This window comes from Aquabacterium sp., assembly GCF_021768455.1.
GTDB lineage: Bacteria > Pseudomonadota > Gammaproteobacteria > Burkholderiales > Burkholderiaceae_C > Aquabacterium.
Map to the genome: position 1 here is coordinate 1 of NZ_JAIZVX010000113.1, position 14158 is coordinate 14158.

15 protein-coding genes are annotated in these 14158 nt (G+C 67.7%); 9 read left to right on the forward strand and 6 right to left on the reverse strand.

Translation table 11 applies throughout. The annotated features are described in order from the left end of the window. The first annotated feature begins 51 nt into the window (after window positions 1-51). On the forward strand, window positions 52-1227 hold the full coding sequence (locus QZ994_RS14325; RefSeq protein ID WP_290872912.1) for a serine hydrolase: 1176 nt from the start codon (window positions 52-54) through the stop codon (window positions 1225-1227). Here the strand turns inward: QZ994_RS14325 and QZ994_RS14330 are convergent. After that, window positions 1217-2872, reverse strand: a complete 1656-nt coding sequence (locus QZ994_RS14330; protein ID WP_290872915.1) for an acyl-CoA synthetase — start codon at window positions 2870-2872, stop codon at window positions 1217-1219. The two genes, QZ994_RS14325 and QZ994_RS14330, sit on opposite strands and share 11 nt — an antisense overlap. Window positions 2873-2990: 118 nt before the next feature. Further along, on the reverse strand, window positions 2991-3242 hold the full coding sequence (locus tag QZ994_RS14335) for an RNA-binding S4 domain-containing protein (RefSeq protein ID WP_290872918.1): 252 nt from the start codon (window positions 3240-3242) through the stop codon (window positions 2991-2993). A gap of 170 nt (window positions 3243-3412) precedes the next feature. On the opposite strand from QZ994_RS14335, the gene QZ994_RS20045 reads away from it, so the two are divergent. From QZ994_RS20045 to QZ994_RS14365, 6 genes are all read left to right on the forward strand, one after another. Next, entirely contained in the window at window positions 3413-3946 is a 534-nt protein-coding gene (locus QZ994_RS20045) for a hypothetical protein (RefSeq protein WP_367172320.1), read from the forward strand. A 48-nt stretch (window positions 3947-3994) separates the two neighbouring features. Beyond that, window positions 3995-5467, forward strand: coding sequence for an aldehyde dehydrogenase family protein (locus tag QZ994_RS14345; protein WP_290872921.1), 1473 nt, complete (start codon window positions 3995-3997; stop codon window positions 5465-5467). 148 nt (window positions 5468-5615) lie between these two features. Beyond that, entirely contained in the window at window positions 5616-6539 is a 924-nt protein-coding gene (locus QZ994_RS14350) for a branched-chain amino acid ABC transporter permease (RefSeq protein WP_290872924.1), read from the forward strand. Window positions 6540-6552: 13 nt separating this feature from the next. Beyond that, entirely contained in the window at window positions 6553-7650 is a 1098-nt protein-coding gene (locus QZ994_RS14355) for an ABC transporter ATP-binding protein (protein WP_290872927.1), read from the forward strand. Further along, window positions 7647-8426 carry an ABC transporter ATP-binding protein gene (locus tag QZ994_RS14360; RefSeq protein ID WP_290872931.1) on the forward strand — a complete coding sequence of 260 codons (780 nt, stop codon included), beginning with the start codon at window positions 7647-7649 and terminating at the stop codon, window positions 8424-8426. Before QZ994_RS14355 ends, QZ994_RS14360 begins: the two co-directional genes overlap by 4 nt. A gap of 9 nt (window positions 8427-8435) precedes the next feature. Next, entirely contained in the window at window positions 8436-9170 is a 735-nt protein-coding gene (locus tag QZ994_RS14365; protein ID WP_290872934.1) for an ABC transporter ATP-binding protein, read from the forward strand. A gap of 8 nt (window positions 9171-9178) precedes the next feature. Here QZ994_RS14365 and QZ994_RS14370 read toward each other — a convergent pair whose 3' ends face one another. Further along, a complete protein-coding gene (locus QZ994_RS14370; protein WP_290872937.1) occupies window positions 9179-9601 on the reverse strand; it encodes an HIT family protein in 423 nt (140 codons plus the stop codon). Window positions 9602-9632: 31 nt separating this feature from the next. Further along, window positions 9633-10676, reverse strand: a complete 1044-nt coding sequence (locus QZ994_RS14375) for a CDP-6-deoxy-delta-3,4-glucoseen reductase (protein WP_290872939.1) — start codon at window positions 10674-10676, stop codon at window positions 9633-9635. Window positions 10677-10818: 142 nt separating this feature from the next. On the opposite strand from QZ994_RS14375, the gene QZ994_RS14380 reads away from it, so the two are divergent. After that, window positions 10819-11751 (forward strand): SDR family NAD(P)-dependent oxidoreductase, encoded by a 933-nt coding sequence (locus QZ994_RS14380; RefSeq protein WP_290872942.1) that lies wholly within the window; start codon window positions 10819-10821, stop codon window positions 11749-11751. 89 nt (window positions 11752-11840) lie between these two features. Beyond that, window positions 11841-12851 carry an SGNH/GDSL hydrolase family protein gene (locus QZ994_RS14385; RefSeq protein ID WP_290872945.1) on the forward strand — a complete coding sequence of 337 codons (1011 nt, stop codon included), beginning with the start codon at window positions 11841-11843 and terminating at the stop codon, window positions 12849-12851. Between the two features lie 9 nt (window positions 12852-12860). Here the strand turns inward: QZ994_RS14385 and nth are convergent, their stop codons facing one another. Together nth and QZ994_RS14395 are read right to left on the reverse strand one after the other, a co-directional pair. Next, window positions 12861-13502: an endonuclease III gene (gene nth / locus QZ994_RS14390; RefSeq protein ID WP_290872951.1), complete on the reverse strand. Its 642-nt coding sequence runs from the start codon at window positions 13500-13502 to the stop codon at window positions 12861-12863. A gap of 26 nt (window positions 13503-13528) precedes the next feature. Then, complete coding sequence (locus tag QZ994_RS14395; RefSeq protein ID WP_290872948.1) at window positions 13529-14059, reverse strand: TPM domain-containing protein; 531 nt, start codon at window positions 14057-14059, stop codon at window positions 13529-13531. Between the last annotated feature and the right edge of the window lie 99 nt (window positions 14060-14158).

Below are 14158 nucleotides of genomic sequence, written 5' to 3' on the forward strand. Positions count from 1 at the left end.
AACAGGTTGATGTAGGTCGACACCTGGCTGCCCTTCACGTCCTTCAAGCGCGTGGCGGTCTACCGGCCCGGGGCCGGTTGCACCCTGCTCACGCCGGACGTCGACCGCGCCAGCTGGGAGGCCTCGGCCCCCAGGTCAGGCCCGGTCTTGCCGCCGCTCACGGCCGCCCAACGGGCCACACCCTGGCCCCTGGGCGAAGGCGCCCCCGAGCCCTTGCACGCCGGCAGCGCCCAGGCCCAGGCCCTGCAGCAGGTGAGCGATGCCCTGTTCGACGAGCCCGCCACCGACCCCAAGACCCGCCAGAACACCCTGGCCGTGCTGGTCGTGAAAGACGGGCGCCTGGTGCACGAGCGATACGCCCAGGGATACGGGCCGGGCATGCCGCTGCTGGGCTGGTCCATGACCAAGACGGTGACGGCGCTGTGGGCCGGCGTGGCCCTGGGCGAAGGCCTGCTGGCCTTGGATGACGCCTTGCCCGTCCCCGCTTGGCAAGGCAGTCATCGGCCGCCCGTCCGCTGGCGCGATGCGCTGCAGATGGCCTCGGGCGTGGACTGGTTCGAGGGCCACGCGGGCTTCAGCGACGTGTCCAACATGGTGTTTGGCCAGCCCGACGAAGGTGCCTTCGTCGAGGCCAAGCCCATGGCGGCCACGCCCGGCACGCGCTTCAACTACGCCACGGGCGACAGCGCCTTGCTGGCGCGCAGCCTCAAGCGCGTGTTGGGTGACGACGCGCAGCGCGCCCACGATCACCAGGTCGCCTCCCTGTTCACGCCCCTGGGCATGCGTGGCGCCTTCGTCGAGGCCGATGTGGCCGGCACGCCTTCGGGCGGTTCGCGCGCCGTGCTGCGTCCGCGCGACTGGCTCAAGCTGGGCCAGCTCATCCTGCAGGACGGCCAGTGGCAGGGCGTGCAGCGCATCCCGGCCAGCTACATCCGCTTCATGCGCACGCCCTCGCCGGCCAACCCGGGTTACGGCGGGCAACTGTGGCTGCACCAGCCCGCCGACATGCCGCCCGGCATGCCCACCGACGTCGCCTACTTCAGCGGTCTGATGGGGCAGTACGTGGTGATGGTGCCCAGCCAGAAGCTGATCGTCCTGCGCATGGGCGTGTCCTTCGACAAGGACGAGACCAGGCGCCGCGTCTTCCAGGCCACCCAGCGCCTGAGCCGCGCCTTCAGCGAACCCGAGCGCGGCCTGGCCAGCCTGGGCGATCGGCTCAGACGTTGATCGCGCTGGCCGAGCCTGCCTGCTTGCGCAACTCGAACTTCTGGATCTTGCCGGTCGAGGTCTTGGGCAGTTCGCCAAACACCACGGCCTTGGGCACCTTGAAGCCGGCCAGGTGGGCCTTGCAGTGCCGGACGATGTCCTCCGGCGTGACCTGTGCGCCCGGCTTGAGCTCGATGAATGCGCAGGGGGTCTCGCCCCACTTCTCGTCGGGCTTGGCCACCACGGCGGCGGCCATCACGGCGGGGTGGCGGTAGAGCACGTCTTCCACCTCGATGGACGAGATGTTCTCGCCACCCGAGATGATGATGTCCTTGCTGCGGTCCTTGATCTTCACGTAGCCATCGGGGTACATCACGGCCAGGTCGCCCGTGTGGAACCAGCCGCCCGCAAATGCCTCCTGCGTGGCCTTGGGGTTCTTCAGGTAGCCCTTCATCGTGATGTTGCCGCGGAACATGATCTCGCCCATGGTCTCGCCATCGGCCGGCACGGGCTGCATGGTCAGCGGGTCCATCACGCTCACGCTGCGTTGCAGGTGGTAGGCCACGCCCTGGCGGGCATTGAGGCGGGCGCGCTCGCCCACGTCCAGGTCTTTCCAGGTCTCGTGCTGCACGCAGACCGAGGCCGGGCCGTAGACCTCGGTCAGGCCGTACACGTGCAGCAGCTCGATGCCCAGGGCCTCCATGCCCTCGATCATGGCCGCGGGGGGCGCGGCGCCGGCCACCATGGCCTTGACCGGCTTGTCCTTCAGCTGCAGGCCAACCTTGAGTTCGGCCGGGGCGTTGACCAGGGCCGCGTGCACGATGGGCGCGCCGCAGTAATGCGTGACGCCATGGTCGCGGAAGGCATCGAAGATGGCCTTGGGATCGACCCGGCGCAGGCACACGTTCACGCCCGCGCGCGCTGCCACCGCCCAGGGGAAGCACCAGCCATTGCAGTGGAACATGGGCAGCGTCCACAGGTAGGTGGCGTGCTTGGGCATGTCCCACTCCAGGATGGCCGAGATGGCGTTGGTGGCCGCACCGCGGTGGTGGTAGACCACGCCCTTGGGGTTGCCCGTGGTGCCCGAGGTGTAGTTCAGGCTGATGGCTTGCCATTCGTCTTCCGGCAGTTGCCAGGCGAAGTCGGGCGAGCCTTCGGCCAGCAGGTCCTCGTAGCCGAGGCTGCCGATGGGCTGGCCGTTGCCGGCATACAGCGCATCTTCGGTGTCGATCACCAGGATGGGCTCGCTGCGCGTGCGCAGGGCCAGGGCCTTGGCCATCACGCCGGCGAATTCGGGGTCGACGATCAGGGCCTTGGCTTCGCCGTGGTCGAGCATGAAGGCCAGGGCTTCGGGGTCGAGCCGGGTGTTGAGCGTGTTGAGCACGGCCCCGGCCATGGGGATGCCGAAATGGGCTTCGACCATGGGCGGCGTGTTGGGCAGCATCACGGCCACGGTGTCGCCCAGGCCGATGCCGCGGGCGAGCAGGGCACTGGCCAGGCGGCGACAGCGGGCGTAGGTCTCGCCCCAGGTCTGCCGCAGGGCGCCGTGCACGATGGCCAGGCGTTCCGGGTAGACCAGTGCCGTGCGTTCGATGAAGGACAGCGGCGTGAAGGGCGTGTGGTTGGCCGCGTTGCGCGGCAGGTCCTGTTCAAAGATGTTCGGCATGGCGAGGCGCTCCGGATGGGAATGCGCTGATCGTGCGCCGGGTCAATTTGAAACAGAACCGGGTTCGCCCTGTGTCATGACGAGACAGGGGCGGGGCAGACAGGGTGAAGGCGCAGCCTCAGGCCTGGGCGTCGCCTTCCGGTTCGCCTTCGCCTTCCGGGATCACCCTGATCCGCACCCCGTGCAAGGCCACGACCTGGCCGGCGCGGATCTTGGCGGTCTTGCGTTCCTCGTCGCGGCCATCGACCTGCACCCGGCCTTCGGACACCATCATCTTGGCGCGGCCCCCGCTTTCGGCCAGGCCGGTGGCCTTGAGCAGGCGGTCCAGGGTGATGAACTCACCGCGGAGTTCGAACGTGATCTGTTGCATGGAAAGCGGGCCCGAGAAGGCGGGGCAGGGAAGGTCCGGAGGGGCGTGTGTCGTGCAGGAAACCGTGCATCTTGCATGGGCGGTGCACAATCGCAGGATTGTGAAGCGGACTGTATTCAAATACGGTCCGCCGTGTTCGACATTGTCCTGCCAGGCAGCACTCCCTCTCCATGAAAAAGACCGATCTCGCGAAAAACAAGGGCCTCAAAATCGTCGGCCAGATGCGTCAGGCGGGCTCGCCCGAACGCTTTGCCGCCGGTGCCGCCGCCCTGATCGACCGCCGCGAGCAACGCCGACTCGACCAGCTCGCCGGGCTGGTGCCCTTTGCCGCCAAGTTGCCCCAGGCCCTGGTCAAGCAGCTGCACGACCGCGTTGCCGCCGAGGGCGTCTCGCTCAACGACCTGACCGCCCGCCTGCTGCAGGCCAGCCTGGGTGCGGCCCAGCCCGCGGTGGCGGCCAAGGACGTGGCAGTCAAAGAGGCCGTGGCCAAAACCGCTGCGCCCAAGAAGGATGCAGCGAAGAAAGTGGCCGCCAAGAAGGTGGACGCCAAGAAGGTCGCTGTGAAGACAGTCGCCGAGAAGAAAGTCGCTGTGAAGAAGGCCCCTGAAAAGAAGGCCCCTGAAAAGAAGGTTGCCGCCAAGAAGGCGCCTGCCACCCAGGTGGCCACCTCGCGCCCTGCGGCCAAAAAGACCCGCAAGACCTGACGCCCTGGCGGGCCCTCACCCGCTGTTGATGTTTGACGGAGACCCAGGATGAACCGACCCATGATGCACCTTGTCGACCCCCACACCGGCGAGTCCGACCCGGCCGAGATCCAGCGGGTCTTTCAGTCCCAGCTCGCCACCTCGTTGGCCTGGCGTCAGTCGACCATCGCCGAGCGCATCGCGCGCCTGAAAAGGCTGCGCACGGCCATGATGGCCCGCCGAGAGGACTTCTACGCGGCTTTCCTGAAGGACTACCGCAAGCCCTCGGCCGAGGTCGAGGCCACCGAGTTCATGCCGGTGCTCGACGAGATCCGCCACACCATCGGCCACCTCAAGAAGTGGGCGCAGCCCAAGCGCGTGTGGCCCACCATGGCCACTGCCTTCACCAGCAGCTGGATCGAGTACCAGCCGCGTGGCCGGGTGCTCATCGTCGCGCCCTGGAACTTCCCGCTCAACCTTTGCTTCGGCCCCCTGGTCTCGGCACTGGCCGCCGGCAACACCGCCATCCTCAAGCCCTCCGAGATGACGCCCGCCGTCAGCACCGTGATGGCCGAGGTGATCGCCGAGGTCTTCGCGGCCAACGAGGTGGCGCTGTTCGAGGGCAGCCTGCCGACCTCTCAGGTGCTGCTCGACCTGCCGTTCGACCACATCTTCTTCACCGGCTCTCCGGCCGTGGGCAAGGTGGTGATGGCCGCGGCCGCCAGGCACCTCACCAGCGTCACGCTGGAACTGGGGGGCAAGTCGCCCGTCATCGTCGACGAAACCGCCGACATCAAGCTGGCCGCCGAAGCCCTGCTGTGGGGCAAGTTCACCAACTGCGGCCAGATCTGCGTGGCGCCCGACCACGTCTACGTGCAGGCCTCGGTCAAGGACCGCTTCGTGGCGGCCGCCCGCGAGGTGATCGCCGAGCGTTTCGGTGCCACGCCCGAGGCCCAGCGCCAGAGCACCTCGTTTGCCCGCGTCATCAACCAGCGCCACACCCAGCGCATCGCCGGCCTGCTGTCCGATGCCCAGGACAAGGGGGCCAAGGTGCTGGCCGGTGGGGAGGTCGACGTGGCCGGCTGCTACATCGCCCCGACCCTGCTGGAGCAGGTGCCCGCCAGCGCGGCCATCATGCAGGACGAGATCTTCGGGCCGGTGCTGCCCATCCTCACCTACACCCAGCTCGACGAGGTGGTGGCCCAGATCAACGCCCAGCCCAAGCCCCTGGCGCTCTACGTTTTCAGCACGAACAAGGCGCGCACCCGCAACCTGATCGAGCGCACCAGCTCCGGCGGCGTGGCCATCAACCACTGTGTGCTGCACTACGCCCATGGCAACCTGCCTTTTGGCGGGGTCAACAACTCCGGCATTGGCAGCGCCCACGGCGAGTTCGGCTTCAAGGCCTTCTCGCACGAGCGCGCCGTGCTCAAGTCCGGCCCGGTGCTGATGGCCCGCATGTTCTTCCCGCCCTACACGGGCCTCAAGCAAAAGCTCATCCGCTGGACGGTCGACAGCCTGCGCCTGCCGTCGATCTTTTGAGAAACGAGAAGCGCCCGTTCGGCGCATCGGACACGGCTGCTCGCCAGTGTTCGATAATCCGGACACCTGAACGGATGAGGCCCAGGCCTTTCCCCTCGGCCCGCCCGCTGCAAGAAAGCTGGCGGGCTTTTTGCTTAAACAGAGCCCCGTGGACACCTTCATTCAACAACTCATCAACGGTCTGGTGCTGGGCAGCATGTATGCGCTGGTCGCCCTGGGCTACACCATGGTCTACGGGATCATCAACCTCATCAACTTCGCCCATGGCGAGGTGCTGATGGTCGGTGCCCTTGTGAGCTGGACGGTCGTGACCGCCCTGGGCGCAAGCGGCTTGCCGGGATGGCTGATCCTGCTCATCTCGCTGATCGCGGCCGTGTTGGTCTGCATGGCGCTGAACTACCTGATCGAAAAGCTGGCCTACCGGCCACTGCGCACGGCTCCGCGCCTGGCACCCCTGATTACCGCCATGGGCATGTCGCTGCTGCTGCAGACCCTGGCCATGATCATCTGGAAGCCGGACTACAAGCCGTATCCCATCCTGCTGCCCGATGAGCCTTACGAGGTCATGGGTGCCACCATCAACATGGTTCAGATCATGATCCTGGTGGTGACGGCCATCACGCTCACGGCCCTCATGGCACTGATCCACGGCACCAGGCTGGGCCGTGCCATGCGCGCCACCGCCGAGAACCCGCGGGTTGCCCAACTGATGGGCGTGCAGCCTGACAAGGTCATCTCTGCCACCTTCATGATCGGCGCTGGCCTGGCCGCGCTGGCGGGGGTGATGTGGGCGGCCAACTACGGCTCGGTGCAACACACCATGGGCTTCCTGCCCGGCCTCAAGGCCTTCACGGCAGCGGTCTTTGGTGGCATCGGCAACCTGGGTGGGGCCATGGTCGGCGGCGTGCTGCTGGGCGTGATCGAGTCCATGGGCGCGGGCTACATCGGTGAGCTGACCGGCAACGTGCTGGGCAGCAACTACCAGGACATCTTCGCTTTTGCCGTCCTCATCCTCGTGCTGACCCTGCGCCCCCAGGGCCTGCTGGGCGAACGCGTGGCCGACCGCGCCTGATCCTTCTCACACCATGACGCAAAAACGACTGCTGCCCTTCGTGGGCGCCGCCATCGCGCTGGCCATCCTGCCGGTGCTGATGCAGGGCTTTGGCGAGGCCTGGGTCCGCATCCTCGACACGGCCCTGCTCTACATCCTGCTTGCCCTGGGCCTGAACATCGTGGTGGGCTTTGCCGGCCTGCTCGACCTGGGTTACATCGCCTTCTATGCTGTGGGAGCCTACCTCTTCGCGCTGCTGGGCTCGCCCCACCTGACCGAGAACGTGCCCTGGATCGCCGCCATGTTCCCCAATGGCCTGCACACGCCCATCTGGGTGGCGGTGCCGCTGGGTGCCGGCGTGGCCGCGCTGGCGGGCGTGATGCTGGGTGCGCCCACGCTCAAGCTGCGCGGCGACTACCTGGCCATCGTGACCCTGGGCTTTGGTGAAATCATCCGCGTGTTCATGAACAACATGGACGCGCCGATCAACATCACCAACGGCCCCAAGGGCATCAACAGCATCGACCCCATCCATGTGGGTGGCATCAACCTGGGCGAGACCTGGCACATCGGTGGCCTGGCCCTGCCGCCTGTCACGCTGCACTACTACCTCTTCCTGGGGCTGGTGGTGCTGGCCGTGGTGGTCTGCATGCGCCTGCACAACTCCCGCCTGGGCCGTGCCTGGATGGCCATCCGTGAAGACGAGATCGCCGCCAAGGCCATGGGCCTGAATACGCGCAACCTCAAGCTGCTGGCCTTCGGCCTGGGCGCTTCCTTTGGGGGCGTGTCGGGCGTGCTGTTCGCCAGCTTCCAGGGCTTTGTGTCGCCCGAGTCCTTCAGCCTGCAGGAGTCGGTGCTGGTGGTGGCCATGGTGGTGCTGGGTGGCCTGGGACACATCCCCGGCGTGATCCTGGGCGCCTTCCTGCTCGCGGCCCTGCCCGAGGTGCTGCGCCAGGTGGCTGGCCCGCTGCAGTCCATGACCGGCGGTCGTCTCGACGCCGCCATCCTGCGCCAGCTGCTGATCGCGTTGGCCATGATCGGCATCATGTTGGCCCGCCCCCGTGGCTTGTGGCCCTCACCGAGGCAGGAAGACCGCCTCATCCCCGGTGGCCAGGAAGGAGGCCGCGCATGAGCCAGCTTTTGTTGATGGTGGCCGGTGTGGCCAAGCGATTCGGTGGTGTGCAGGCGCTCAGCGATGTGGGCCTGAGCATCCAGCCCGGTCAGGTGCATGGCCTGATCGGCCCCAACGGCGCGGGCAAGACGACCTTCTTCAACGTGATCACCGGCCTGGTGCCGGCCGACACGGGGCGGTTTGAACTTGCCGGCACGCCCTACAAGCCGACGGCGGTGCACGAGGTGGCCAAGGCTGGCATCGCGCGCACCTTCCAGAACATCCGCCTGTTTGCCGACATGACCGCGCTCGACAACGTGCGCGTGGGTCGCCATGTGCGCACCAAGGTGAGCTGGTGGCACGCCGTGTGGCGCAGCAAGTCCTTCGTGGCCGAAGAGCACCAGATCACCAAGGACGCCCGCGCCCTGCTGGAGTTCGTGGGCCTGGGCCACAAGGCTGGCCAGACGGCCCGCACCCTGAGCTACGGCGACCAGCGCCGCCTCGAGATCGCCCGTGCGCTGGCCACCGAGCCCAAGCTGCTGGCCCTCGACGAGCCCGCCGCCGGCATGAACGCCACCGAGAAGGTGCAACTCCGTGAGCTGATCGAGCGCATCCGCGCCCAGGGCCGCGCCGTGCTGCTGATCGAGCACGACGTGAAGCTGGTGATGGGCCTGTGTGACCATGTCACCGTGCTCGACCAGGGCAAGCTGATCGCCTCCGGCACCCCCGCCGAGGTGCAACGCCACCCTGCCGTGATCGCTGCCTACCTGGGCACGGCCCATGAGCCGACTGTCTGACCCCATCCGATGAGCACCACTCCTTCTCAAGCCAAGACCCCCCTGTTGTCCGTGCGCCAGCTCAATGTGGCCTACGGCGGCATCCAGGCGGTCAAGAACCTCAACCTCGAACTCTTCGAGGGCGAGCTGGTCAGCCTGATCGGTGCCAACGGTGCCGGCAAGACGACCACGCTCAAGGCCATCTGCGGCCTGCTGGCGCCCAAGACCGGCGAGGTGCAGTACATGGGGCGCAGCCTCAAGGGCCAGGGCCCCTGGGAGCTGGTCTCGCAGGGCCTGGTGATGGTGCCCGAAGGCCGCGGCATCTTCACGCGCATGACCATCGACGAGAACCTGCGCATGGGTGCCTACCTGCGCAAGGACAAGGACGTCGACGCCGACACCGAGGCCGTCTACCAGCGCTTCCCGCGCCTGAAAGAGCGCCACAAGCAGCTGGCCGGCACCCTGTCGGGCGGTGAGCAGCAGATGCTGGCCATGGGCCGCGCGCTGCTGGCCCGTCCCAAGCTCCTGCTGCTGGACGAGCCCTCCATGGGCCTGGCACCCATCATGGTCGACAAGATCTTCGAGGTGGTGCGCGACGTGTCGAAGCAGGGCGTGACCGTGCTGCTGGTGGAGCAAAACGCCCACCGTGCGCTGGAAATGGCCGACCGGGCCTACGTGCTCGAGTCCGGCGAAGTGGCCCTGGAAGGCCCTGCCCGCGAACTGCTGGGCAACCCCCAGGTGCAGGCGGCCTACCTGGGCGCCTGAGCGTCGCCTCAGTCGGCCAGGGCGGCGCGGATGCGGTCGGCCAGGGCCTTGATCTCGTCCATGTTGCCCATGACGGCGGCGTGCGGCTTGCGCAGGTCGGCGATGGAGCCCGGGATCACGTGCATGTGGAAGTGCGGCACGCTCTGGCCGGCTGCTTCGCCGTTGAGCTGCATCAGCACGATGCCCTCTGCGCCCAGCGCTTTCTGCTGGGCCGCGCCCACCTTGCGCACGGTGCGCATCACGGCGGCTGCGGCCTCCTCGGACAGCTCGAACAGCGTGGTGGCCGCTTCCTTGGGGATGACCAGGGCGTGGCCGGCCACCTGCGGCATGATGTCCATGAAGGCGAGGGTGTGCGCGTCTTCGTGCAGCTTGAAGCAGGGGATCTCTCCGCGCAGGATCTTGGCGAAGGCGTTCTGGGTGTCGTAGGCCATGGTCTGGTCTCCGTGATGGGGATGGGTGTGTTCAGGCGCCGTGCTTGTCGGCCTCGCTCGTGAAGGCGTCGGCGTAGAAGTGTTCGGCGGGCAGGCCGGCCTGTTGCACGAAGTCGCGCTGGGCCGATTGCACCATGATGGGCGCGCCACAGGCATACACCTCGTGGCCCGAGAGATCGGGCAGGTCCGCCAGCACGGCCTGGTGGACGAAGCCGGTGCGGCCCGTCCAGGCGTCGTCCGGTTTCGCGTCGGACAGCACCGGCACGTAGGTCAGCCAGGGGCACTCTGCCGCCTGCTGCTGTGCCCAGTCGTGCAGGTAGAGGTCGGCCAGGCTGCGGCAGCCCCAGTACAGCGTGGTCGGGCGGGTGAGGCCCTGGTGACGCAGTTCCTCGACGATGGCCTTGATGGGCGCCAGGCCCGTGCCCGAGGCCAGGAGGACGATGGGGCGATCGCTGTCTTCGCGCAGGAAGAAGGTGCCGAAGGGGCCTTCCACACGCAGGATGTCCTTCTCCTTCAGGCCACCAAAGACGTGGTCGGTGAAGAGGCCGCCCGGCAGGTGGCGGATGTGCAGTTCCATGCCGAGCACGCCGGCTTCCTTGACCGCGTGCGGCGCGTTGGCCATGGAGTAACTGCGGCGGGCGCCATCTTTCAGGATGAACTCGATGAACTGGCCGGCCCGGAAACCAAAGGCGTTGTTCGCCGGCAGTTGCAGGCGCAGCACCATCACATCTGGCGCGACGCGGCTCAGGCTGGTGACGCGGGTGGGCATCTTGACCACGGGGTGGTCACCCAGGCCCACCACCTGTTTGGCCTCGATCACCAGATCGGTCTGCGGTGTGGCACAGCAGGTGAGCAGCCAGCCCTCGGCTTCTTCTTCGGCCGACAGGGCCTTGGCCTGGTGGGCGCCGTGGATGACGCGGCCTTCCAGCAGCTTGCACTTGCAGGAGCCACAGGCGCCGTCCTTGCAGCCGTAAGGCAGGCCGATGCCGGCGTTGAGCGCGGCGCTCAGCACGGTCTCGTCGCGCTGCATGCTGAATTCACGGCCACTGGGCTGGAGGGAGACGGTCAGGCTCATGGGGTCGATCTCGGAAGCGGGGCAACCGCCGGGCGGCGCGCGGGGCGCAGTGGGTGCCAGGCGGTGACAATGGAGGGCTGATTTTCGCTCAGTCTGGCCAGACCCTGGCTGGCCTTTGGCATTGTTCACATCCCCCTTGACCATGTTCAACCCTGTGCCCTCCCGACATGCCCGTTTCCGCCAGCAGCGCGTGCTCATCGTGGGCTGTGGTGATGTGGGGGTGCGGGCTGTCCGCCTGCTGTGCCCCCGTGTGCGCGTGCTGGCCCTGACGTCGCAGCCGGCGCGGGCCGCCGAACTGCGCGCCCTGGGTCTGGTGCCCTTGGTGGGCAACCTCGATGACGCGGCCACCCTGGCCCGGCTGGGCGGATTGGCCCACCGCGTGCTGCACCTGGCGCCACCGCCTGCACAGGGCGCGACCGACCCGCGCACGGCACACCTCACCCAGGCGCTGGCCCGGCGGGGCGCGTTGCGCAGCCTGGTGTACGGCAGCACTACCGGCGTCTACGGGGATGCCCAAGGTGCGGTGTTCGACGAGACCCGCACCGTGGCGCCTGCCACCGATCGGGCCCGCCGCCGGGTTGATGCGGAAGCGCGGCTGCGCTGGTTCGGGCGCCAGATGGTGGCCTCCAAGGGCACGCGGGTGGGCATCCTGCGCATCCCCGGCATCTATGCACTCGATCGGGTCGGCGGTGACCCGCGCGAGCGCTTGCGCCGTGGCAGCCCCTTGTTGCGCCCGGAAGACGACGTCTACACCAACCACATCCACGCCGATGACCTGGCCCGCGCCTGCATGCTGGCCCTGTGGCGCAGCCGCCCTGGGCGGGTGTTCCATGTCTGTGACGACACCGACCTGCGCATGGGCGATCACTTTGACTGGGTGGCCGACCACTTCGGCCTGCCCCGGGCCCCGCGCCTGAGCCGTGCCGAGGCCGCCACCCAGCTCAGCCCGATGCAGATGAGCTTCATGGGCGAATCGCGCCGCCTCCTCAACAGGCGCCTGAAAGACGAACTGCGCCTGCGTTTGCGTTATCCCCTCGTCCAGGACGGGCTCGCTCACCCCAAAGAGGGCTCCTGAACAGGGGGATGGCCTGCATTCAACAGGCGCCGAGGCGGTGATAAGGTCTGGGTTTTCACGATCCAAGAATCCGCAAAGGGAGCCCCTCCATGTCAGTGCGTCACCTGATCGCCTCGGCCAGCCTGGCCTTCATCGCGGGCCTGAGCGCCACCTCGGCCCAGGCCTACAGCCAGCTCGTTGTGTTTGGTGACAGCCTTTCGGACGACGGCAACGCCTACAGCGCCTTGCAGTCCCTCAGCAGCACGCTCAAGCTGCCAGGGGCGCCCTACTACGATGGCCGTTTCACCAACGGACAGGTGGCGGCCGAGGTCATGGCCCAGTCCCTGGGCATTGGCCTGGACGACCGCGCCTACGGCGGCGCCCTGACCGGCACGGGCAACCAGTTCACCGCGACCTCGGTGTTCGCGTCTGTCATGGCGAACACGGGCATGGCCTCGCAGGTCAGCGGTTACATCACCGAAAAGGGCGGCGCGCTCGATGCTTCGGCGCTCTACATGGTCTGGGGCGGTGGCAACGACTTCCTGTCGGTGTTGGCCAGCAACGATTCGGCCCTGATCACGGCCGCGGCCACCGCCGCCATCACGAACATCGTGGGCGAGGTCAAGAGCCTCTATGCGGCCGGCGCGCGGGAGTTCTTCGTGCCCGACCTGGCCGATTTTTCCTTCACCATCTATGGCGCTACGGCCGATGAGGCCACGCGTCAGCGCCTGTCGGCCATGACCCAGCGCTTCAACCAGGCTGTGCAAAGCTACCTGGGCGCTTTCGATCAGGCCGCGACCGATGCCTCGGTGCACTTTTTCGACACCAATGCGGCCCTGACCACCCTGCGCAGCGAGATTGCCGCCAACGGCGGCACCCTGGGCAGCAGCTGCTGGACGGGCTCCTACCTGGGGGCGGTCGGCTCGTCCGGCGCCACCCTGTGCAGCGACCCGGACACCTACTTCCTCTTCGACAAGGTGCACCCCACGGCCATCGTGCACGAGACCCTGGGCAACGCTTTTGCCGCTTCGGTGAGCGCCGTGCCCGAACCCAGCACCATGGGCCTGGCCCTGGTCGGCCTGCTGGGCGTGGCCGTGGTGGGGCGCCGCCGCGCGGCCTGAGTCCGAGCGTCAGCCCGGGGCCGCGGTCTTGGGTTTGAAGTGACACCAGGTGCTCACGCTGCATTCCCAGCAGCGTGGCTTGCGCGCCTGGCACACATAGCGCCCATGCAGGATCAGCCAGTGGTGGGCGTGCAGCTTGAACGGCTCCGGGATGCGCTTGAGCAGCTTGAGCTCCACCTCGAGCGGTGTCTTGCCGATGGCCAGCCCCGTGCGGTTGCCCATGCGGAAGATGTGGGTGTCGACCGCCATGGTCGGCTCGCCAAAGGCCACGTTCAGGACCACGTTGGCGGTCTTGCGGCCCACGCCCGGCAGGGCCTCCAGCGCTTCGCGGCTGTGGGGCACCTCGCCACCATGCAGCTCGACCAGCATGCGGCAGGTCTCCATCAGGTGCTTGGCCTTGCTCTTGTAGAGCCCGATGGTCTTGATGTGTTCGCTCAGGCCTTCCAGCCCCAGGTCGAGGATCTGCTGCGGCGTGTTGGCCACGGGAAACAGCTTGCGCGTGGCCTTGTTCACGCCCACGTCCGTGGCCTGGGCAGAGAGCAGCACGGCGGCCAGCAGCTCGAAGGGTGAGCTGTATTCCAGCTCGGTCTTGGGTTCGGGGTTGGCCGCCTGCAGGGTGGCGAAAAAAGGCTGGATCTCGGCCAGCTTCATGGGGGTGCTCATGGGGCGAGAGTCTCTCAGATCAGGACGATGGCGTCAGGCAGTTCGTTGACATCGCGGTCGGCCGGCAGGCGGGGGCAGTGGGTGCGCAAGAGCGCCCCGACGGCCTCGATGGCCTCTTGCAGCCCCCACTCGAAGTCGCCTCGCTGCAGGGCCTGGCTCAGGGTGGCGCTGATGTCGGCCCAGACGCCGGCGGGCACCTTCTCGCTCAGGCCCCGGTCGGCCAGCAGTTCGATGCGGCGCTCGGCCAGCAACAGGTAGATCAGCACGCCGTTGTTGTCGGCGGTGTCCCACACGCGCAGGGCGCTGAACAGGGCGATGGCGCGGTCGCGGGCCTGCACGCCACGCCACAGGGCCAGTGGCCCCAGACCACCTTCGATGCACACGCGCAGCTCGCCCCGGTGGCGGCTTTCGCTGTCGCGAACGGCCTGCTCCAGGCGCCGCAGGCCAGCGGGCGTGATGCGCTGGCGGGCGTCGCTGGCGTCCAGCCAGAGGTGGTACCAGGCGCGTCGCAGCGCGTGTGGGGGTGGAGGAAGGTGGTCTGTCATGGCTCGGCCTCTTGTGTTCACCAGCGCCCGGAGGCGCCGCCGCCACCGAAGTCGCCTCCACCGCCGGATGAGAAGCCGCCTCCGCCGCCACCCCAGGAC

Excerpts from the sequence above, each read along its gene's own strand:
- QZ994_RS14330 (WP_290872915.1), bottom strand. The coding sequence starts at position 2,872 with ATGCCGAACATCTTTGAACAGGACCTGCCGCGCAACGCGGCCAACCAC.
- QZ994_RS14335 (WP_290872918.1), bottom strand. The coding sequence starts at position 3,242 with ATGCAACAGATCACGTTCGAACTCCGCGGTGAGTTCATCACCCTGGAC.
- QZ994_RS20045 (WP_367172320.1), top strand. The coding sequence starts at position 3,413 with ATGAAAAAGACCGATCTCGCGAAAAACAAGGGCCTCAAAATCGTCGGC.
- QZ994_RS14345 (WP_290872921.1), top strand. The coding sequence starts at position 3,995 with ATGAACCGACCCATGATGCACCTTGTCGACCCCCACACCGGCGAGTCC.
- QZ994_RS14355 (WP_290872927.1), top strand. The coding sequence starts at position 6,553 with ATGACGCAAAAACGACTGCTGCCCTTCGTGGGCGCCGCCATCGCGCTG.
- QZ994_RS14360 (WP_290872931.1), top strand. The coding sequence starts at position 7,647 with ATGAGCCAGCTTTTGTTGATGGTGGCCGGTGTGGCCAAGCGATTCGGT.
- QZ994_RS14365 (WP_290872934.1), top strand. The coding sequence starts at position 8,436 with ATGAGCACCACTCCTTCTCAAGCCAAGACCCCCCTGTTGTCCGTGCGC.
- QZ994_RS14370 (WP_290872937.1), bottom strand. The coding sequence starts at position 9,601 with ATGGCCTACGACACCCAGAACGCCTTCGCCAAGATCCTGCGCGGAGAG.
- QZ994_RS14375 (WP_290872939.1), bottom strand. The coding sequence starts at position 10,676 with ATGAGCCTGACCGTCTCCCTCCAGCCCAGTGGCCGTGAATTCAGCATG.
- QZ994_RS14380 (WP_290872942.1), top strand. The coding sequence starts at position 10,819 with ATGTTCAACCCTGTGCCCTCCCGACATGCCCGTTTCCGCCAGCAGCGC.
- QZ994_RS14385 (WP_290872945.1), top strand. The coding sequence starts at position 11,841 with ATGTCAGTGCGTCACCTGATCGCCTCGGCCAGCCTGGCCTTCATCGCG.
- nth (WP_290872951.1), bottom strand. The coding sequence starts at position 13,502 with ATGAAGCTGGCCGAGATCCAGCCTTTTTTCGCCACCCTGCAGGCGGCC.
- QZ994_RS14395 (WP_290872948.1), bottom strand. The coding sequence starts at position 14,059 with ATGACAGACCACCTTCCTCCACCCCCACACGCGCTGCGACGCGCCTGG.